Annotated in this window: 21 protein-coding genes; 8 read left to right on the top strand and 13 right to left on the bottom strand. The window is 46.9% G+C overall.

Annotated elements, in window-relative coordinates:
* Positions 1-42: 42 nt before the first annotated feature.
* Both J7529_RS09595 and J7529_RS09590 read left to right on the top strand, forming a co-directional pair.
* Positions 43-1044: an AraC family transcriptional regulator gene (locus J7529_RS09595; RefSeq protein ID WP_318728789.1), complete on the top strand. Its 1002-nt coding sequence runs from the start codon at positions 43-45 to the stop codon at positions 1042-1044.
* A gap of 105 nt (positions 1045-1149) precedes the next feature.
* Positions 1150-2241 carry an aldo/keto reductase gene (locus J7529_RS09590; RefSeq protein WP_318728788.1) on the top strand — a complete coding sequence of 364 codons (1092 nt, stop codon included), beginning with the start codon at positions 1150-1152 and terminating at the stop codon, positions 2239-2241.
* A gap of 253 nt (positions 2242-2494) precedes the next feature.
* Here the strand turns inward: J7529_RS09590 and J7529_RS09585 are convergent, their stop codons facing one another.
* The 4 genes from J7529_RS09585 to J7529_RS09570 form a co-directional block, all read right to left on the bottom strand.
* A complete protein-coding gene (locus J7529_RS09585; RefSeq protein ID WP_318728787.1) occupies positions 2495-7204 on the bottom strand; it encodes a PAS domain S-box protein in 4710 nt (1569 codons plus the stop codon).
* Positions 7205-7258: 54 nt separating this feature from the next.
* Positions 7259-8086 carry a HAMP domain-containing sensor histidine kinase gene (locus J7529_RS09580; protein WP_318728786.1) on the bottom strand — a complete coding sequence of 276 codons (828 nt, stop codon included), beginning with the start codon at positions 8084-8086 and terminating at the stop codon, positions 7259-7261.
* 173 nt (positions 8087-8259) lie between these two features.
* Positions 8260-8844, bottom strand: coding sequence for an L-threonylcarbamoyladenylate synthase (locus J7529_RS09575; RefSeq protein WP_318728785.1), 585 nt, complete (start codon positions 8842-8844; stop codon positions 8260-8262).
* On the bottom strand, positions 8841-9476 hold the full coding sequence (locus tag J7529_RS09570) for a hypothetical protein (protein WP_318728784.1): 636 nt from the start codon (positions 9474-9476) through the stop codon (positions 8841-8843). The genes J7529_RS09575 and J7529_RS09570 overlap by 4 nt, the downstream gene beginning before the upstream one ends.
* A gap of 160 nt (positions 9477-9636) precedes the next feature.
* On the opposite strand from J7529_RS09570, the gene J7529_RS09565 reads away from it, so the two are divergent.
* Genes J7529_RS09565 through J7529_RS09550 form a run of 4 tightly spaced genes read left to right on the top strand, consistent with a single transcriptional unit; the run spans position 9637 to position 11315 of the window.
* Complete coding sequence (locus J7529_RS09565; protein WP_271940264.1) at positions 9637-10380, top strand: GvpL/GvpF family gas vesicle protein; 744 nt, start codon at positions 9637-9639, stop codon at positions 10378-10380.
* 16 nt (positions 10381-10396) lie between these two features.
* Entirely contained in the window at positions 10397-10636 is a 240-nt protein-coding gene (locus J7529_RS09560; RefSeq protein WP_271940263.1) for a gas vesicle protein GvpG, read from the top strand.
* A 42-nt stretch (positions 10637-10678) separates the two neighbouring features.
* Entirely contained in the window at positions 10679-10969 is a 291-nt protein-coding gene (locus J7529_RS09555) for a nucleotidyltransferase family protein (RefSeq protein WP_318728783.1), read from the top strand.
* The gene (locus J7529_RS09550; protein ID WP_318728782.1) at positions 10959-11315 is read left to right on the top strand and encodes a DUF86 domain-containing protein; all 357 of its coding nucleotides are present in this window, start codon (positions 10959-10961) and stop codon (positions 11313-11315) included. Before J7529_RS09555 ends, J7529_RS09550 begins: the two co-directional genes overlap by 11 nt.
* A 47-nt stretch (positions 11316-11362) precedes the next feature.
* Here the strand turns inward: J7529_RS09550 and J7529_RS09545 are convergent, their stop codons facing one another.
* Positions 11363-11767 (bottom strand): hypothetical protein, encoded by a 405-nt coding sequence (locus J7529_RS09545; RefSeq protein WP_318728781.1) that lies wholly within the window; start codon positions 11765-11767, stop codon positions 11363-11365.
* Between the two features lie 20 nt (positions 11768-11787).
* Here J7529_RS09545 and J7529_RS09540 point away from each other — a divergent pair, with 20 nt between their 5' ends.
* Positions 11788-12237, top strand: coding sequence for an NADAR family protein (locus J7529_RS09540; protein ID WP_318728780.1), 450 nt, complete (start codon positions 11788-11790; stop codon positions 12235-12237).
* Between the two features lie 21 nt (positions 12238-12258).
* Here the strand turns inward: J7529_RS09540 and J7529_RS09535 are convergent, their stop codons facing one another.
* From J7529_RS09535 to J7529_RS09505, 7 genes are all read right to left on the bottom strand, one after another.
* Entirely contained in the window at positions 12259-12888 is a 630-nt protein-coding gene (locus J7529_RS09535; protein ID WP_318728779.1) for a Uma2 family endonuclease, read from the bottom strand.
* A 73-nt stretch (positions 12889-12961) separates the two neighbouring features.
* Complete coding sequence (locus J7529_RS09530) at positions 12962-13438, bottom strand: nuclear transport factor 2 family protein (RefSeq protein WP_318728778.1); 477 nt, start codon at positions 13436-13438, stop codon at positions 12962-12964.
* Between the two features lie 91 nt (positions 13439-13529).
* Positions 13530-13973 carry a cyanase gene (gene cynS / locus J7529_RS09525; protein WP_318728777.1) on the bottom strand — a complete coding sequence of 148 codons (444 nt, stop codon included), beginning with the start codon at positions 13971-13973 and terminating at the stop codon, positions 13530-13532.
* Positions 13974-14157: 184 nt separating this feature from the next.
* Positions 14158-15048, bottom strand: a complete 891-nt coding sequence (locus J7529_RS09520; RefSeq protein ID WP_271940254.1) for an ABC transporter ATP-binding protein — start codon at positions 15046-15048, stop codon at positions 14158-14160.
* On the bottom strand, positions 15048-15884 hold the full coding sequence (gene ntrB, locus J7529_RS09515; RefSeq protein ID WP_318728776.1) for a nitrate ABC transporter permease: 837 nt from the start codon (positions 15882-15884) through the stop codon (positions 15048-15050). The genes J7529_RS09520 and ntrB overlap by 1 nt, the downstream gene beginning before the upstream one ends.
* Before the next feature lie 18 nt (positions 15885-15902).
* On the bottom strand, positions 15903-17540 hold the full coding sequence (locus J7529_RS09510) for an ABC transporter substrate-binding protein (protein ID WP_318728775.1): 1638 nt from the start codon (positions 17538-17540) through the stop codon (positions 15903-15905).
* A 229-nt stretch (positions 17541-17769) separates the two neighbouring features.
* Positions 17770-18561, bottom strand: coding sequence for a response regulator (locus J7529_RS09505; RefSeq protein WP_318728774.1), 792 nt, complete (start codon positions 18559-18561; stop codon positions 17770-17772).
* Positions 18562-18765: 204 nt separating this feature from the next.
* On the opposite strand from J7529_RS09505, the gene J7529_RS09500 reads away from it, so the two are divergent.
* The gene (locus J7529_RS09500) at positions 18766-20010 is read left to right on the top strand and encodes a PAS domain-containing sensor histidine kinase (RefSeq protein WP_318728773.1); all 1245 of its coding nucleotides are present in this window, start codon (positions 18766-18768) and stop codon (positions 20008-20010) included.
* Between the two features lie 8 nt (positions 20011-20018).
* On the opposite strand, the gene J7529_RS09495 is transcribed toward J7529_RS09500, so the two are convergent.
* Entirely contained in the window at positions 20019-20819 is an 801-nt protein-coding gene (locus J7529_RS09495) for a class I SAM-dependent methyltransferase (RefSeq protein ID WP_318728772.1), read from the bottom strand.
* Between the last annotated feature and the right edge of the window lie 36 nt (positions 20820-20855).

The following is a 20855-nucleotide window of genomic DNA, read 5'->3' as shown; positions in this document are numbered from 1 at the left end:
AGGCAGACCTAGCCTTTCTGTAATCACAAGGATGACAGTTCAATGAAAACAGAAATTCGTTTTGCACTTAGTCCGGGCTGGAGGGTTCTTCTTAACGATCTGGGAGTTAAGTTTACTGAAGTCTTGAGGCGTGCTGAATTACCTTTGGATTTGTATGCCCGAAAAGATGCCAGTCTCAGTACCGATGAATACTTTCGTTTCTGGCGAGCAATAGAATTTCTTTTGGACGATCCAGTATTTCCCTTGCAGATGATCCGCAACCTCAGTAGCGAAGTGTTTGAACCGCCCATTTTTGCGGCCTATTGCAGTCCCAATCTCAATACGGCTTTGCAACGAATTAGTCAGTTTAAATGTCTAATCGGACCGATGAAGCTGGATGTAAAAATTGCTAAAGCATTCACAAATGTACAGCTTCGGTTTCTGGAGAGAGGACTGAAAGTTCCGGTCTCTCTGACTGGTATTGAACTCGGCTTTTTTGTGCAATTGGCAAGAATGGCAACTCGGGAACCTATCGTCCCACTAGAAGTTGTTGCCCCCTGTGAATTACCTTCACTGCAAGATTATGCCGATTATTTCGGCGTAGTTCCTATCCAAGGAGAAAAACTATCCATCTCGTTTTCAGCCGACGATGCCGTCAAGCCGTTTCTGACTGAAAATCTACAGATGTGGGAATTTTTTGAACCAGAGTTACGCAAAAGACTCTCTGAAATCCGTGCTGAAACCAGTATGGGAGAACGGGTGCGCGATGCCCTGCTGGAAATGCTACCGAGTGGACAAACTTCTGTTGACGATCTCGCTGGCCGACTCCTGATTAGCCGACGTACCCTGCAACGACGGTTGGGCGACGAAGGCACCAGTTTTAAGCTCATTCTGACTAAGGTTCGTGAGGAACTTGCTCGGTACTACATCACGAAGTCCGAGCTACCTTACACGCAGATTTCGCTTTTATTAGGCTACGAAGATCCCAACTCATTTTTCCGTGCCTTCCACTCGTGGACAGGGACGACACCCGATCGCATTCGCTCTCAAACATCGATCAATTGAATTTTTCTTGGCAGGGTTGTTTTGCTCGGGAATGGGCGAGCGGGCTACAGAGTCCGATCGCAAAAAATGACGAAAATCAAATTTACTTTAGGAGAAACAAGATCTATGTATTATACACTGGGCAATACGGGGTTAAAAGTTAGCCGTCTGGCTCTGGGAACGATGACATTTGGCGAAGACTGGGGTTGGGGGACCGATGAAGCGAATGCTCGCCAACTGTTCGATGCCTATGTGGAAGCAGGCGGTAACTTTATTGATACGGCAAATCTCTATACCAATGGCAATAGCGAGCGGATGGTGGGCAAATTCATCAAAGATCGGGGAATCCGCGATCGCATGGTCATCACCACCAAGTTTAGCTACAACACCGAACCGGGCAACCCGAATACGGGGGGCAATGGTCGCAAGAATATCCTCCGGTCTGTGGAAGGTTCCCTCGAGCGCTTAGAAACGGACTACATCGACCTCTACATGCTCCATACCTGGGATCAAGTCACCCCAGCAGAGGAGGTGATGAGTACATTGGATACCCTGGTGCGATCGGGCAAAGTGCGCTATGTTGCCTTGTCGGATGCCCCTGCTTGGTATATGGCACAGGCGCAAACCTTGGCAAAAGAGCGTCATTGGGAACCCATTAGCACCATGCAACTGGAATATTCCTTGGTGGAGCGCAACATTGAGTTTGAGTACACTGCTTTAGCTAAAAATCTCGGGACAAGTATTATGGTTTGGTCGCCTTTAGCGGGTGGCTTGCTTTCCGGTAAATATAAGCCTTCCGAGCAGGGTGGAGAAGGTTCCGGTCGCTTGGCAACAATGGCTAATAGCGGTAATCCAGTTTTTGATCGGTTTACGGAGAAAAATTGGGCGATCGTGGCTGAATTAGAACAGGTTGCCAAACAACTCAATCGTTCCATGCCTCAGGTAGCCTTGAATTGGGTTGTCAACCGCCCGATGGTCTCATCGGTGATTATTGGTGCCACCAAGCTACACCAACTGCAAGATAATCTCGGGGCGCTGGATTTTGAAATCCCCATCGAGCTACAGCAAAAGTTGGATGAGGTGAGTCGTCCGGAAGTCCGTTCCCCTTACACTTTCTTTGAATCGAGTTCACAGATGCAGACGATGATTCATGGTGGTGTAACTGTAGGAGATAAGTCCCCGTCTTACGCCCTTGAGACTTTAGTTCAAGGGAGTTAGATCCTAAGAGTCATAATATAGCGCTTTGCGCTAGGGCATAGGGCATAGGATTGTGGTATAGCAGAGAAAAGGAGAGTTAGGACATTTTCTATTGCCTCTTGCCTCAAACCCTAACCTAACTGTCCTAACCAACTCATTCACAGCTATGGTGTAAGAGGGGCAAAACTTTACCTCTCTTCTCCACAGTTTTGATGCGTAAGTCCTGCAAGAAAGCTTATTGGGGAAAGAGCTTTTGTTAGCAAAAAAGGATCGGTTACAACAGTTTTTGAATGGATAAAACTAACTCTTTGAGTCTAATTGGCTTGCTGTAGTACAGATTTGCCCCTGCGGCCAAACAGCGCTCTTGATCGCCCTCCATGGTGAGTGCCGTCAGTGCGATAATGGGGACTTGAACCATATCTGGATCTTGGCGAATACGCTCGATCGCCGTTAACCCATCCACATGGGGCATTTGAATGTCCATGAGAATCAGATCGGGAGATTCCTTCTGAGCCAGATCAATCGCAGCTTGACCGTTTTTGGCCACCTGAAGGCGATACCCTTTGGCTCGTAGATAGTTGGACACCGTGATGATATTGGCTTCGTTGTCTTCTGCTAAAAGGATCAGGGGAGAAATCGCCGATTGTACCGGTTGTACTGAAGCGCTCCCATTCAACTCAGAGGTTGCTTTTAATAAAGGGGAAAACCTGGGTTCAGAAATCGCATAAGGCAGCTTGATGGCAAAACAACTGCCCACTCCAACCTCACTCGTGACGGTTATCCATCCCTTGTGGAGTTCCACAATCTGTTTGACCAAAGCCAAACCAAGTCCCGTTCCTTCATACTGTCGATTGAGGGAACTATCAATCTGGATAAAGGGCTGAAATAATTTTTGCAAATTGTTTGGGGAGATGCCGATACCTGTATCTGTAACCGTAAAACGCAGATAGTTTTCACGGGTTTTATCTAGGAGCAAGGGGGCGACTTCGAGAACGATTTGTCCTCCTTTTGGGGTGAATTTGACGGCGTTGTTGAGTAAGTTGATCAGGACCTGACGCATCCGCCGTTCGTCAAGAGTAATATCGGGTAAGTTAGGGGGAACCTTCAAATGGAGTTGGATACCTTTTTTCTGGGACTGTTGCTTGACAAAAACCAAACTCGATTGGCACAGATGCTCTATGGCAACAGAGGAGTATTCTAGATCGACTTGCCCCGATTCAATCTTCGCCAAGTCAAGAATGTCATTGATCAGTTCCAGCAAGTGGAACCCACTCCGTTCGATCGTCCTGAGCGCTTTCAATTGCATGGCATTCATCGGCTCGAAAACTCCCTCTTGTAGTCCCTCGGTCATTCCCAAAATGGCATTGAGAGGGGTTCGCAATTCGTGACTCATATTGGCCAGAAACTCGTCTTTCAAGCGAGTTGCCCGAGCCAGTTCTTGATTGGTTTGTTGCAGCTTCACTTCCGTTTGCTTGCGATCGCCAATATCTTGCAACATGGCTAAACAAGTGTTAGATTTGCCGTCTGGCATATGAACAAGAGTTACGGAGGTTAGGGAAAATAAGATCGAGCCGTCTTTACGAACATATCGCTTTTCAGTAACAAAATTTTTAATTTTTCCATTGGCCAGTCCTTGAATTAAGTGTTTGGACTCTGGCATATCTCCAGGATGCGTAATATCAGCTACACTCATAGTAAGCAACTCTTCGGAAGAGTAGCCTAACATCTGACAAAAATAATCATTAATTTGAATCAATTGCCCTGTATACATATTGCTTTCTGCAATACCAATAGAGGCTTGGCTAAACGTTGCTCTAGCACGAGCCTCGCTCAGTTGAAGGGCATTTTCTGCTTGCTTGCGATCGCTAATATCCCGCACCCCAGCAACGATCGCCGAGCGGTTGCCCAAGGTGACTTTGCGCAGACAAACTTCAGAATCAAAGGTAGAATTGTCCAATCGTTGAGATTTCCATTCAAATTGCAATTTTGCGCCAGCATTGGCTTGTTTGAGTAGTTTTGGAAGATTGTGGAAGGGAGCGCTTGGTGCGGATAAATCAGCAATCGTGGTTGCCAAAATTTGCCCCCGCGTCGCCTTGAAGAGTTCCAATACCCGATTATTGATATCGAGAATACGACCCTCCAAATCGTGAATAAAAATGCCATCATAGACATTGTTAAAGATAGTGCGTAAATCTTTTTCGGAGCGTACGATTTCTTGGGTTTGTGCTTCCACTCGCTGTTCCAGTTCTTGATTAAATTGCTCTAAGGCGGTTTGCGCTCGCTGACGCTCCAGTTCAGCAGAAGCACGGGCACCAAACACTTGCAGGATTTGTTCCGATCGCTCTGGGTCAAATAGGGGCTGACGGGAAAAGATACAAAGGGTGCCGATCTTGCGACCTTCACGATCCTGGAGGGCAATACCCATGTAGCTCTCCACTCCCATGAGTGCCAGTCTGGGATTTTCCGGGAAAGAAGCGACCACATCGCGATCGCAATGGTAGACACCCTCTTGAAGAGCGATCGCACAAGTCGTTCCCTCGGCATCAACGGTATCGTTGGGAAGATATTCCCCATCCCCCCAAGCGGCCAAAAAGTGTAAGTGATCGCCCTCAACGACTTCAGTCACAAAGGTATGAGAGGCTCTGAGGGCTTCGGCGAGGTAACGGACGAGGGCGGGGAAAAAGTCAGGGCCAGTTAACGCTGCAGTTCCAGCAATTAAGTTTTGTAAGGCGTTCTCTGCTCGTTTACGCTCTAGCTCAGTGGCGGCGCGGGCAGCAAATACCCGCAAAATTTGCTCGGCGTGGGTCGGATCGGTGAGATGCTGACGGTGGAAAATGCACAGCAGCCCCATGGGATTGCCTTGGCGATCGTATAGTGCTACCCCCAGATAGCTCTTGGCTCCCATCCTAGCCAGTTCTGAACAGGTCTGGCATGGCTCTAGCTCGCAGTAATACACTTCATTGTCGTATACCTGCTCGCAGGGAGTCCCCGCAAGTGATAAGGATTTACAGGGAATGAGTTCGCCATCGCCGTAATAGGCGAGAGTGACTTCTTCCTCGCCCACTCGCTCGGCCATCAGAGCGTGGGATACGCCTAGGGCTTCGGTGAGGTGGCACACAAGGAGAGGAAAGAAGTCTGTACCTTTGGTAACGGCAGTCCCGGCAATCAGATTGTGTAGGGCGGTTTCGACACGCTGGCGCTCCATTTCTGCGGCGGTGCGGCTAGCGAAGATTTCGAGAATCTGTTTGGCTCGTTCCGGCTCTTGTAGAGGTCGGCGATCAAAGATGCACAAACTGCCCAGCACCTGCCCTTGGCGATCGCGCAATGCGATTCCCAGATAGCTCTCAACCCCTCTTTCTCGATGGGGATTGTTGGGGAAGCGATCGGTAATACCCCAAGGACAATGGTAGGAGTATTCAGTCACCAGTTCAATACAAGGCGTTTCGGGTAAATCGTAGGTAAAATTGGGTTGCAATTCGCCATCGAGTATAAAGGCAATGCTGTGTAGCTCTTCGCCCACGAACTGAGTAATCAAGGCAATTGGAACGTCAAGAGCTGTACTAATATGACGAACTAGAGCAGGAAAGAAATCTTCACCTGTGGTTGCGGCGGTGCCTTCCACCAGCTTGTGGAGAGCAGCTTCAGCGGCCTTACGTTTGGTAACATCGATCAGAGTGCCGATATACCCGGTTAAGTTTCCGTCAAGGTCGAATTCCTCAACGGCTTGCACGCTCAACCAAACCACTTTACCGTCGCGATGTAGAAAGCGACAGTCGGTATGATAGGGCATCTGTTGATTGTGCGCGGCTTGATACCATTCTTGGAATACGCGATCGCGGTCATCGGGATGCAAGGTTTGAGACCATCCTTCTCCCAAGGCTTCTGCTGGTGTTAGACCCAGCATCTGGCAACAACTGGGATTGTTGTAACGGCTGTGACCTTGGGGATCGGTGAGAAAAATTCCAGCCGGTAGTATGTCGGCAAGGGTAGCGTAGCGTTGTTGGCTCTCTTGCAATTCTCGTTCGATGGATTTGCGCTGAGTAATATCGACTGTAAAGCAGCGGGTGTGAATGAATTCACTGTCTCGATACAAGACATTGGAATTGATGGCCACGTAGCGAAGGGAGCCATCTTTACAACGCAAGCGGGCTTCGTAGTTAACTAGAGTTTCATTATTGGAGAGGCGAGTGAGGATATCAGCAATCACTTCTGGATCGGCGTGAAAGTTGGCAATGGGTTGCCCGATATATTCTTCTCGGCTATATCCCAAGAAATCTAATTCGGTTTGATTGGCCCAGACGATCCTCCCATTTTTATCTACCCAGTGTAATGAGATGGTGGCATTTTCTATATAGTCGGAGAGTTCTTGTTGGCTTTGCCATAGTGCTTCAGTTCGCTCCTGTACCCGTCGTTCTAAGTTCTGGGACAGTTGCCTATTTTCTAGGAAGAGGGCGGCTTGGGTACAGAGGAAGTTGAGAACGAGAAGGCGATCGCCTGTAAAAATGCCTGATGTTGCTTGATGGCTGAGATACACAATACCCATTAACTCCCCCTGATGCAGTAAAGGCAAGCAGAGAAGACTTTGGGGAGGTTGGCGATCGAGGTAGGGATCGCCAATGGGTAAAGGGGTCTCACTTTCGTCGATTGCTAAAATTTCGCGGGTGTTTTTAACATACTCAATCAGCTTGACGGGTAAGTTCATGTATCCCTTGAGGGGAAACCTGCAAAGGTCAATATTTTCGGCAGTTGCGATCGCTTCTATCTGCCACATTCCCTTCTCGTCCGGAAGCATAAGGGCGCAGCGATCTCCCCCAGAATTTTGCCAAATGATTTGAGTGAGTTGACGCAGGAGTTCGTCAAATTGAACAATTTCAGTCAGAGCTTGCGAGGCTTTCAGGATACTGGCAAAATCAAACCCTTCTGGGTCAACCTTCCCGTTCTGGGTCAGCATTCCCGTTCTAGGTCTGTAGCCGCGATCGCACATATCCTTTTCTCCTAACTCAAATTTTCCTATTTTACCAATTTGACCCAGACATTTCTAATCTGTAATTGCATGGATTGGACGTTCAGGTTCCGAGCTATCCCAAGGCAATTTACATAAGAGGCGACTGGTTTCGGGTTGGGCAGAGGAGTCCATTGAGGGAACATTTAGTAACTCTAAGCTGCCGTGCATCAGTTCTAAGAGTAGTTGATTCGCCATCAGAGTGAGTCCAGGAGAGGGCGAGCCATTCCCAGTTAACTCTGAGTTAGGGGGCGTATTTAATAAATCAATTGGTTCTTGCCAACAGTCGGCGGAGCGTTGGTCTTCGAGATAGAGATAAACCTGTTGGGTTTCGGGAACGGGATCGGCATGAAGGTGAATGGAGCCTTCACTCATATGGGCGATCGCACTATCGACTAAACTGGTTAACACTTGTCTGAGGCGGCGTAAATCAGCTTTGACATAAATTTCGGGATCGGGCATTACAATATCGAGCTGTAAATTTCGATTGGCTGCCTGCAAGTAGGTTAAATCATAGATATCTTGAAAGACTTCGGTTAAAGGAATGGTTTCAATCTCCATGACATCGGTGCCGTGCGCAGTTTTGGAAATCATCACCATTTCATCAATGAGCTTAATTAATTTGAGGGCGGAATCATGGGCCTTGGCGATAAATTCCCGTTCTTCTTCTGGGGAATCACAGAGATCGTTGAGAATGAGTTGATGCATTCCGATCAAGCCATTCAATGGCGATCGCAATTCATGGGAAATTCTGCCTAAAAATCCTTGCTTGAACTGGGCCATATCAGTTGCCATTTGATAAGCCAGTTTAAGCTGTTGCACTTCATCCGTATCAGATGAGGAGGCAGAATAATTGCGTTTCATTTTTGTTTTCCTTGAGCGTTTCCGGTTCTTCCACAGGGTCCGACTAATACTGAGGCCCCCTATCCCTACGATCACTCCAGATGTAAACTCTAACCAATTCCCCCAAGCCATGGTAGTGAGTGAATCCCCAATTGATTTTGTATGTATTCTAGTGCGATTCGGGAAATGAGATTTTACAGCTTAACCGCTCCTTGCCGTAAAATTTCCCAATCTTTCCCTGCCCAACGGGCAACGGTGGAGGGAATACCACTGGGTGAGTTCTCTGGGTTGAATTCATCCCCCCTAAGGGTAAGGACTTGGGGAAATTCAGTGGCAATTTCGGTTAGGTTGTGTAGGGCAGGATGGCCAGAACGGTTGGCACTGGTGGTGGCTAGGGGGCCGGTTTGAGCGAGAATGGTTTTGGCGATCGCACTATTCGGTATCCTTAACCCAATGCTCGTCGGATTTTGCGGGTTGAGTGCTTGAGGAACGGCCGGTGATGCGGGTAAGACTAGGGTGAGCATTCCCGGCCAATGTTGGGCAGCCACCTGTTGCCAAATCAACTCCTCTTCAGGAGTCCCTTGACAAAACCGCCAGAGGTCTTGGGGAACCGCCCCCATCAGGATTAGGGGTTTCTTGAAACTACGGTTTTTGGCCTCAAAAATTAGGGAGGCACAATGGGGCAAAGTGGCTAAAGCAGGTACGGTATCTGTAGGAAAGCTCACCAATTGACCCGCTTTTGCCCCAGTAATGAGTTCCTGGAGGGAAACTTGACTCATGGGGAATCGTCCTCGTCCTCATCCTCTATTTCCTCTTCGGTTTCGTTAGAGGAAGGCGGTAAAATTTGCTCTGGGGTAATCAGGCGATCGTCTTGGATAATCGCAATAATCATTTGGATAGATTCCATTACCCCAGGGGTTTCCACAAACGTTTGATGCTCGGTCACCGAGGTGGCCAGTCGAGTCAGAATTTTACTAAAGGATCTATCCCTAGCCTGTGCGGTCTGTTCTTCAGTCAGTTTTTGCCCTTTTTCAGCCGCTTCTAAAATCGGCAATAGGGGGGTTGCTTCTTGGATAGCTTCCCCGCGATGAATCAATAAATCGATCAGGGTAATGACATCTCTCGCCGCTTTTTGTAAGGGCAATTCTTCCTCTGAAGAGGCACTATATGCCTCTGTAGCCGGCCCGGAGGTTCCAGGGGCAAAAATCACATTTTCCAGGGATAACCCATCGGCAAATCCCTCTAATTGACCTTCTTGCCACAATTCGATCGCCTTGTCTAGGGCTTTTTGGCGATTGGGTTCGGTGTTGCGACGACCTTCAACAGCAATCAGGGTTCCTTTTTGGTCTTCGGGGGGAACACTGAGGTCATCGACGATCAGATAATTAACAGTTGCTTTCTTGCGACCCATAAAGTTTACACTGGATGAAAAGCGCTTTACCAGTGTACCGTATGGGTGACAAAGATGACTTAATAGCACTTTGCACTAAGGAATAGGGAATAGGGGATACCGCCTTAGCGATCGCCCAGACTGATAAGATAGACCCATCAACCTCATGTCAGAATCTCGGATGAATGATTGTTCCGCGTTTTATCTTTATGGTATTTTTCCGTCTCCAGGGCCGCAACACTTAGATTTGCTGGGATTGGACAAACAACCGGTTCATGCTCATCAAGTGGACGGATTTGCCTTTCTTTGCTCGGAAGCCAAGCAAGACCGATATTTAGCCAGTCGTCGGAACCTACTGTGCCACGAACAGGTGTTAGAAGAGGCGATGCAAGCGGGATATCGGACGGTTTTACCTCTGCAATTTGGGTTAACGGTGGAGAATTGGCAAGAGGTGCAAGCACTGCTCATTGAGCCTTATCGAGAACAGTTAAAGCATTTATTTGAGAAGCTTAAGGGCTATCGAGAGGTCAGTGTTAAGGTATTGTGGGAGATGGAGGAAGAGTTACAACAGCTTTTAGCCGAAAATGAAGAGTTAAGAGCAAAACGCGATCGCCTGGAAGGACAACCACTCGCTATGGATCAGGTGATTGGCATTGGTCAAGCATTGGAACAAGCTTTGCAACATCGCCAAGATGGGATTATTGCTCAATTTCAACAGGTTCTGAATCCGTTGGCGATCGAGGTCATTGAAAATGAGTCCCTTACCGATGCCATGATTTACAATACCGCTTATCTCATTCCTTGGGATGATGAGCCAAAATTCTCACAGCAAGTTGAGCATTTAGATCAGCAATTTGAAGGCCGTTTGCGAATCCGATATAATAATTTTACCGCTCCATTCAATTTTGCCAAATTAGAGGACTAACCTCTAGGATGAAACCATGATTTTACGATTACTGACTCTACCCGTTCTTGGCCCCATTGAAGGGATGCTTTGGATTGGCGAACAAGTCCTAGAACATGCCAATGCCGAGTTAAATGATAAAGAAGATTTGAATAAGCAATTGCTCACCCTCCAGTTAGCCTTTGACATGGGTGATATTTCCGAAGAGGAATTTGAGGAACAAGAAGAGGCGCTTTTACTGGCGATTCAGGAGTTAGAAGAAGAGAATAATGAATAATTAACAATGAACAATGAACAATTATTTGGAGGGAATCAGTGAATGGAAAGGCAGGAGGTTTTAGACAAATTAAATCGCCATAGAGAGAACCTGGAGCAATTTGCGGTAAAGGCGTTGTTTTTATTTGGTTCTGTGGCACGGGATGAGGCTACCCCAGATAGTGATGTAGATGTTTTGGTCGAATTTAACCGCCCCGTTGGGTTGTTTACACTGCTAGGATTGCAGGCATATTTGGAAGAGTTATTGGGGTGTTCGGTAGACCTGGGAACACCCAACTCCTTGCGTCCCCACTTGCGGGAAACAGTCTTGAAGGAGAGAATTCGTGCAATCTAGAGAGTTCAAGTTACGGGTACAGGATATATTAACTGAAATTACCCTAGTCGAAGAAACCACTTCAAACTTGAATTTTGAGGCGTTTATTCAGAATCCGCAAGCACTGCGGGCAGTGCTGTACAGTTTTGCTATAATTGGGGAAGCAGTAGCGAGTGCAATTGAGGATTGGGAGTCAGCCGACCCAACAATTCCATGGCATCAGATTCGAGGAATGCGGAATATGGTGATTCATGAGTATTTTCGGGTAGATCTAGAGGTGGTTTGGCAAACTACACAGTTAGATTTACCGGCTCTCAAGGTAGCATTGCAAAGGATTTTGGATCGACTGGAGATTGAGGGAAAATGATAGCGAATGTGGCGAGTGATGCCAAAGAAAACGAGTAGTTCAATTCTCTAGTAATCTAACATGAATGTCTCATAACCCGTCGAGCGCCCTGATGATTTTTTCGTTGGATTTAGTCCAGGTAAGGAAGGATTAGAAACGCCGGTAGCGCCGGGAGATGGGGTGTTTTTTTTTAGTCGATCCATCTGATGGTTAATTACAGCCAGACGTTTTTCAATTTGCTGACTTCTTTGCTCAATCGTTTGCAGTTCCTGGGAAAGTCGTTGCTTTTCTACCGCCAGTTGATAAAGATTTAGATAATCTGATGCTTCCGACTGTTGACGGGGAATAGTACTAATTTTCGGGGGAATGCTACGGCGAGAAATTGGGCGTTTCATATTCTGGTAATGGGGAATGGGATTGAGCGATCGCTGACCTAGTTTACCGTATAAAATGGAAGTTGGGGCGGTACTCAATGATTTGTAAACTAGGAACGATGACGATTTACTTCTATTCTACTCGTGAAAAGCCTTATGGTTGTTTCTCTAATTTTTCGGCCCATGGGTTTACGTTAGATGACTTATGGTGGCCCACCAGCGAGCATTATTTCCAAGCGCAGAAGTTTGTAACCACCGATCGCCCCTGGTGTGAGAAGATTCAAATGGCGAAAACCCCGAAACAAGCGGCAAAAATGGGACGCGATCGCACCCATCCCCTACGGGAAGATTGGGAACAGGTGAAAGAGGACATTATGTTGCAGGGAGTGTTGCAAAAGTTTAAAACTCATGAAGAGCTACGGCAGATTTTATTAGGAACGGGAGAAGAAGCGATCATAGAAAACTCCCCAATTGACTATTATTGGGGATGTGGGAAAGATGGAAGCGGCAAAAACCGGTTAGGCGTGATTTTGATGCAGGTGCGCGACCAACTTGGCAAGATTGGTTAAGGTTTGTGGGAGGAATTGACCCTATAGCTTCCGGTTTTGTAAGGCTTGATGATAAGCGCGAATCATTTGCGGTTCTTGTTCCGGATCGATAAATTGACAGAGGAGATCGAAATCTAAATTGGGTAGCAGTTGGCTACGTTCGATTTCTTGATATTCTGCGATCGCATCAACCCATTGATACAGTGTAAAACAGTCATCTTGCCAAAACCAAACTTCACCAATTCCTAACCCTTTATAGATCTCCAGTTTATCGATCCCACCGCTCGTAATTACCACTTCGATTGCCAGATCGGGAATCTCTCGCCTTTGGCCAATACAATAGCTTTCATCAGCTTCTAAACCTCTGGCCGCAGTTTCATTACGAAAGGTGGTCGAACCATAACTATAAAAGTCAAGATTTTCTACCCATGCATAAGTTTCCAGAAGCCTGCCAATGAGACTTCTAATCATTTCGTGTTGGGAAGAGGTGGTCATTATTTCTAAGAGTCCTTGGTTATAACTCAGGCGCAAACTAGGGCGAGGTGAGAGTGTGGTAACCAGGGTTTCATACTGCTGCCAAGAAATATTGCCCAAGGTAATGCGGGGTTCGGAGAGAGTGGGAGTAACGAATTGAGAGAGTGCGATCGCCGGAATATCAACCGTAACTTTCATAAGACGCGGTGGTTGGAGTGTTCTGATTATCAGGATAGCTAAGTTTACTCCTCTTTAACTATCTGTAAAATAGCTATTCTGGTGAATTGATTAATCCCGGATGATCTTGGGGTCGAGGACTCGATAGGGGCCAATCAAAACGACGCTCTGTTTCTGCAATGGGGCGATCGTTAATACTCGCTTCTCGTCGTTGCATGAGGCCACTCGCATCAAATTCCCAGTTTTCATTGCCATAGGCACGATACCATTGACCCGAATCATCACGCCATTCGTATTGAAAGCGCACGGCAATCCGATTTTCGCCAAAGGCCCACATTTCTTTAACGAGGCGATAGTCCAGTTCCTTATCCCATTTGCGGCGTAAAAAGTCACGAATCGCTTCCCTTCCCTGGAAGATTTCCGCCCGATTGCGCCAAAAACTATCTTCGGTGTAGGCCAGACAGACGCGGTCTGGGTCTCGGCTATTCCAGGCATCCTCTGCCATGCGGACTTTGGCGATCGCCGTTTCGCGATCGAAAGGGGGAACCCGTTTTTTTGCTGATGCAGTCATTGAATTGGGCTGTAATTTCAGTATTCTTCGAGGTGGTTCGGGTGAGCCAAACTTAGCCCACCCTAAAGACATAAAGACATAAAGACAAGAGTTACCATTTCTTGTACGGTAAAAACTTACCGCACATAATGATTTTGACGCGATCGCCTTTTGGGTCAGGTTCGCGCTCTACATCCACAGAAAAATCAATGGCGCTCATAATGCCATCGCCAAATTTTTCATGAACCACAGCTTTAATAGGCATCCCGTAGACCTGCATGATTTCGTAGAAACGATAAATCAGAGGATCAGTGGGAATCACCGGCTCTAGAGAGCCTTTCACGGGACACTCGGTTAACGGTTCGATTAGGGATACATCTGCACCAATGACTTCCACAATTTTGGTGGCTTCTTCCACGGAAGCACTCGCCTGACGATAGATCACCGAAGCAATCCAAACTTCATCACAACCCACCTTGGCTTCTAAATCAGCAAAGCTTACGCCAGCCGCTTTTTTAGCCGCTAATAGTTTTTGAGTGACTTCAGAGATAGCCATAGTTAAATTCCTCGTTTTTAAGTGTGCAATGTATAGGATTACAGGGGTTTTAATTCTCGAAAAATGGCAAGGTGGAGGGATGGGGGGATAGGGAGATGGGGGTTGTTATCCTATGGTTAAAAGTTAACTTTTCAAAAAAGGGATAAAACCCATTACCTATTACTCTTCTGCCACGCAAAGCGCCTTATCGCCCTTTCACCCTTGCTTCTTCAACAGCGCGAGTTTCTCGGAATAGATGACTTTCCATCTCGGCTTTCAAGTCGTGATAAGCAGGATGGAGATCGATCGCTTCCCGATTCCGAGGTCGAGGGAAAGGCACTTCCAGAATCTCATCGATCCCGGCGGCTGGTCCCCGTGTCATCATGACGATGCGATCGGAAAGCAACAGTGCTTCCTCGATACTGTGGGTAATCATGATCACAGTCTTGCGTTCCTGTTCCCAGATGCGCTCGATCTCATCTTGGAGGAAGCCCCGGGTCAGAGCATCAAGCGCGCCAAAGGGTTCATCCATCAGTAGAATTTGGGGATTAATCGCCAGTGCGCGAGCAATTCCTACGCGCTGACGCATCCCTCCCGAAATTTCGTGGGGATGTTTCTTTTCTGCACCCACCAAACCGACTAATTGAATGTGTTCTTTAACAACGCGCCCGATCTCCCGTTTCGAGAGTTTGGGATAGACCGTTTCCACAGCAAAATGGATATTTTCCTCTACGGTCATCCAGGGCATGAGAGCATAGTTTTGGAACACCATACCGCGATCGGGCCCTGGCCCCTGAATGGGGGAACCATTGAGTAAGATCTCGCCGCTCGTAATAGTGGAAAGACCAGCGATCAAATTGAGTAGGGTAGACTTACCACAACCTGACGGCCCGATAATGCTGACGAAGGTATTCGGTTCAATATCGAGACTAATATTTTCGATCGCCACAAAGTCTCGAGAGGTTTTCCGCTGGATCTTACTAAAGATATCTTGCTTACCTTCAAAGACCTTAGTCACCTGGCGGATTGACAGTTGAGCTGAAGGTGAAGCATCTGTGGGAGTCACGGGGTTAAAATTCAAAGGACTAATACTCATTAGTTTCGACCAAATGTGACAAATTTCTCGGCAGTAGCAAAGAGACTATCTAGAATCAGACCCACTAAGCCGATAATAAAAATTGCGACCAAGATATTGGGAATATAGAGGTTATTCCACTCATTCCAGATGAAATATCCTAAGCCGGTTCCCAAAAGCATTTCTGCGGCAACAATAACTAACCAAGCAATTCCCATGCTGATCCGCAAACCGGAAATAATATTGGGCAGTGCGGCGGGAATAATCACCTTAAAAATGGTGCGGAGCCGAGAAGCACCCAGGGTTTTAGAGACATCTAAATAATCAGGGTTTACATTGGCCACCCCAAATGACGTATTGATTAAGGTGGGCCAAATGCTAGAGATGAAAATAATAAAAATACCCGTATTCTCAGAATCTCTGAGCAGATACAACCCTAGGGGAAGCCAAGCCAAGGGAGAAACGGGTTTGAGCAGTTGAATATAGGCATTAAATCCTTTTCTGGCCACGGGGGAAATGCCAATTAAAATGCCTAACGGAATAGCGACGACGGAAGCCAAAAGATAACCAATGGCAACTCGGCGTAAACTAATCAACAGGTTCCAACCAATGCCCAAATCATTGGGGCCATTGTTAAAGAACGGATGGGTAATCCACCACCACAATTCAGATAAGGTTTTAGAGGCTGTAGGCACTCCTTTGGCAAACAGTTCTGCACGAGCGCCGACTTCCCAGAAGAGGAGAAAGAGCGCTAAGGAGCCGATAAAGAGGGCAAACGCTTGAACATTCTCGTTCAAAAATGGGTTTTGTCGTTGCTTCCGTTTAATGGAGATTGGGGTTGATTCAGTGAGGGTCATCGGTTAACGACTGTTTTACTAAACACCATATTCATCAATCTGTTCTTGCACGTAGGTGGCTGGATCGGCGGGGTCGAAGGTATCAAACTTCAAGGTTTCCGTGCGATAGATATCGGACGGGGGAGATTGGCCGAGTTCCTGAGCAAGTTCGCGGGCAAGGCCGGTTAAGAAGATGTCTTTACCTACCGTGTCGTAGCCTTTTTCGGGAATGGCTTTGGGGGCTAAACCGTCTCCTTGCAGATCCCAGCGCACCAGTTGGGAGGAAATCCAGTTGGCGAAACTTTGCCAGGGATAGGGATCGAAGTCGATGCGATCGGGGATATTTAAGGTATTGCCATTGCCATCGTCAAAGTTACCGGTGAGGACGGCTTCCACAACTTCTACAGGTTGGTTGAGAAAGGCTCGTTCTGAAATGGCGGTAGCGATCTCTGGACGGTTGGTAGGGTTACTCGCATACCCGGCGGCTTCGATAATGGATTTATTCAGGGCGCGGAAGGTTTTGGGATAGGCTTCAATCCATTGGTCGCTGGCGGCAAAAGCACAACAGGGGTGTCCCGGCCATAGCTCTTTGGTGAGCATGTGGATAAAGCCTGCTTCTTCGTAAACTGCCCGTTGATTGAATGGGTCGGGCATCAGATAGGCATCAATGTCCCCAGCGACGAGTTGGGCGATGCTATCGGGAGGAGGAACGGGACGAATTTGCACATCGACATCGGGGTCTATGCCACCAGTGGCTAAGTAGTAGCGCAGCAGCAGGTTGTGCATGGAGTAGGGGAAGGGAACGCCGATGGTAAAGCCTTTGAAGTCTGCCGGGCCGTTGACTTGCCCTTTGTACCGTTCGGCAACGGTGATGGCTTGGCCATTGATGTTTTCGATGCTGGCAAGTTTGACTCCGAAGGCAGCCGATCCCAAACCGAGGGTCATGGCGATGGGCATGGGGGCGAGCATGTGGTAAGCGTCGAGTTCTCCGGCGATCGCCGAATCCCGAACGGCACCCCAACTGGGCATTTTGACAACCTTGGCGTTAAACCCATATTTTTTGTAGAAGCCCAAGGGTTCCGACATAATAATGGGGGTGGCACAGGTGATGGGAATAAACCCAATTTGCAGATCGGTTTTTTCCACGTCTGCGGCAGCTACGGGTTCGCTTTCTGCTTCCGATTCTCCTGAACCCCCATCTGCACAACTGGCTAAACTAACGAGGGCTGCCCCGACAGCCATATTGCGTAGAAATTCTCGACGGGTGGATTTGCCATTGCGAATGGCATCCCCAAAGAATTGTCCAGCTTGGGGGCCAAAGGCAGCAGCAAAAGCATTTTCTAAGCCCCCAGCTTGTTGACAAAGGGCTAAAATGAGCTTTTCCCGTTTGGGGTCGCCCCGACCTACTCGTTTCAAAAATAAGGTCTTGCGGAGTTCATAGGCATTAACCGTGTTGGCTGCCCGCAGTTGGTTTTCTTTGTAGATGCCCATTTTTACGAGGTCATCTACTAACTCAACGGGGTCTTGGGGCAAGGTCTGCATAAAGTCCCAATGGTCAAAGCTCGAGTGTTGTCGTCCACAGACTTGACACAATGGCTGTAAATTAGACCATGTTCTGTTACTTGTTTGGGCAGATTGCCAATTTTTAAATGTCTCCTGTGCCGAAATTAAAGCCATAGATCCATGTCCATCTCAAGCAAACAAATACGAAACCTGACCAATAACAATTGGCTGTTACATCCAGATTCGGAGTGAATATTATTCAGTAATGTATCAGGTCAACTCTAGAAATGCATTGGACTTTATTTGGGGAAAATTGGGAGTTTTTTTAGGAGTTTCTCTAGGAAGGGAAATCAATCTTGATTATGTTAATTGAGATACAGATCGTTCTTTTTAGATATGATTGTTATTCAGGCGATGGTGAGAGAAATTGCTGTCTCCAGGATAGGGGGGAAATGCCATGAATCTGCCGAAATTGGCGGGTAAAGTATCCAGCATCGGGATAGCCGGAGCGTTCAGCGACTTGTCGTATGGTTTCTTGGGTGGTTTGTAAAAGCTGACAAGCTTTTGCCATTCGTTGCTTAATAATCCATTGTTTGACGGTGTGTCCAGTCTGTTTTTGAACCAGGTGGGTTAAATAGGCTGGTGAATAGCCCGCCGCTTGGGCAACGTCGTTGAGATTGATGGGTTTGTGATAGGAGGTTTCAATAAAGCGGAAGACCTGAACTAATTTAGGACAATGGGGAAAAATGCTAGAAGCAGAGGTAGATGGGGACACTTTAGGGTCTGAGTATTGCTGAGGCGATCGCCCATATAATTTTAGCAGATCATCTTGGCGTTTCAGGCGAGTGGCGATCGCGGACAAAAATTGCTCTACGGTACAGGGTTTGGTCAAATAATCATCAGCGCCTAATTCCATCCCTTGACGTAAATCAGCCATCGTAACTTTGGCAGTTAAAAAGATTAGGGGAATTCCTGCGGTTTCTGAAGAACTGCGAAGTTGCGACAAAACGGTATAGCCGTCCATATCTGGCATCATAATGTCACAAACGACTAAGTGCGGTCGATGATGGCGAGCCAATTGCACCCCTTCAGAACCCTTACTGGCTCCATAGGCACAAAAGCCTTCAAACTCTAGGGATCTCAAAAAAATATTGCGAGTTTGACGTTCATCTTCAATAATGAGGATCGTTTTCATTACTCTCCCAGGGTATGAATATAAGACTATTTTTGATTGAGTTTATTAAGCTCGAATTTGCTCTCTTATGATGTAGTCCATTACACTTTTTAGGTCAAAATAGATCAGAAAGTTGAAAAAAGAGGATTTTCGGGGAAACAGGGTTGACTCCTTAGCCCCACATTTCATATCTGCTTGCCCAAAGCGCTATAACATGCTGTTCAGATGACTAATTATGCTTGGTTCCCAACGTCTGCGACTCCACCCTCGACTCCCCTGGATCAACCGGTAGCCCAAGACTTTACCCAATTACTCCGTCAGCATCAGCTTATTCTCAATGCTGTGGGAGAAGGAGTTTATGGTCTTGATTTAGAGGGAAATGTGACATTTGTCAATCCTGCTGCTGCTGCTATGATTGATTGGTCAACTGAGGAATTAATCGGCATGTCGATGCACGCCGTCTTGCATCATTCCCATGCAGATGGAACACGCTATTGCCGGGAAGATTGTCCCATTTATGCTGCTCTACAAGATGGCAGTACCCATCGAGTGACGACTGAAGTATTTTGGCGCAAAGATGGTACGAGTTTTCCTGTAGAATATATCAGTACTCCCATGCGAGAGGATAATGGGCGGCTCATTGGTGCGGTGGTGACGTTTCGGGATATTTCTCAGCGTCGTTGGGCGGAGGAAGTCCTACAGCGCAGCAATGAGGAGTTAGAACTTAAAGTACAAGAGCGCACCGCTAAACTCCGGCAGGTTAACCAACAATTGCAAGAATTAAGCGAAATGCGATCGCGCTTTATCGCCATGCTCTGCCATGAATTTCGCAACCCCCTCAATAACATTACCCTGTCGATTTCTTCCCTGAAACGCTATGATTTGCAACTGACTGCGGTAGAAAAAGCAGATTATCTTTTGGGCATCAATAATAACGTAGAACGCATGACTCAGATGATTGATGATATCCTCGTCATCAGCAAAATTGAGGCAAAGGTGCTAGAAATCAAGCCCCAACCTCTGGATTTTATTCAATTTTGCCGCCAGTTGTTAGCCGAACGCCAGTATACTCGGCCAGAGTCCCCTATTGAGTTTATCAGCCGCTCTCGCCAGGCGATCGCCTATTGTGATGAACGACTCCTTCGCTCTATCCTCAATAACCTCCTCTCCAATGCGCTTCGCTATACCCCCGCACACAAAGCTATTCGTCTCAAATTCGCCAAGCGTCAAAACCATGTCATTTTCACTATTCAAGATGAAGGCATTGGTATTCCCTCCGAAGACAAACCCCATTTATTCGAGTTATTTCACCGAGGGCGTAATGTGAGTAACATTCCCGGTACAGGATTAGGTTTGAGCATTGTTAAACAATTTGTTGACCTGCAACAAGGAACAATTCAAGTTAAAAGTCAGGTGAACCAAGGCACAACGTTTACTGTGCGACTTCCTGTGAAATTTAAACAGAATTGAGACCGTTCTTACTTTGTCGCCACAACTGCTAAATTCCACGCCATCCGCTTCATCCCTGGAATCTGTTTCAGCCACCGATCCATCTCTTCTAGTCGCCGATATTCGGGTTCCAATCGATCCTTTTCGAGGATAATCTTTTTCCAATAGCGCTCCTCATTAGGATTAACCCGTTCAATTAAATAAAAGCGCAGGAAAATCCACAAGGTAGCAATCCAAAAGGTATCCCATTGAGTTCGCTCGAATAAGGACTCTACAAAGGGAATAATATCAATATCCAAAGGATGTTCGTCTTCCGTTCGTACTTCAGTCGCCATTCGCCGATAGACATTAATGATTGGATTGTGTTTTAATGGCTCCCAAAAACAGACTTTTCCCTCTGGTTTAACGATTCGATGCAATTCTTGAAGCGCTAACTTCGGATCGGGAAGATGATGTAACAGATTAGCCACGTAAACGATATCAAAACTATTGTCAGGGAAATTGAAAGCCATGGCATTCCCTACATGACCTTCGATACTCACCCTATTTTTTTCGGCTAACTTTAAGGCTACTTCTACCATGCCCGGAGAATAGTCAGAAGCCACACATTGAGCGCCTTTTTGGGCAAAATAAACACTATTTTCCCCAGCTCCACACCCGACATCTAATAAACTTTTGCCTTTCACATCTCCCAAGTGATGTAAGATAAATCGATTTTCGGGAGCCGTGCAAGCTTCAAAATAATCGGTTACCTGAATTTGGTCAATATCAATGATAGATGCCCATTGATCGTGAAAGTCTCGTTCTTTTTTTAAGGTTTCTTCTGACATGATACACTCATTTTTTACAATATTTTTGCTATTTTG

Origin of the sequence: Roseofilum sp. Guam (assembly GCF_017746735.1) — a bacterium.
Lineage (GTDB): Bacteria > Cyanobacteriota > Cyanobacteriia > Cyanobacteriales > Desertifilaceae > Roseofilum > Roseofilum reptotaenium.
Note: the sequence above shows the minus strand (reverse complement) of the source record. Positions and strands in the feature narration are given on the sequence as shown.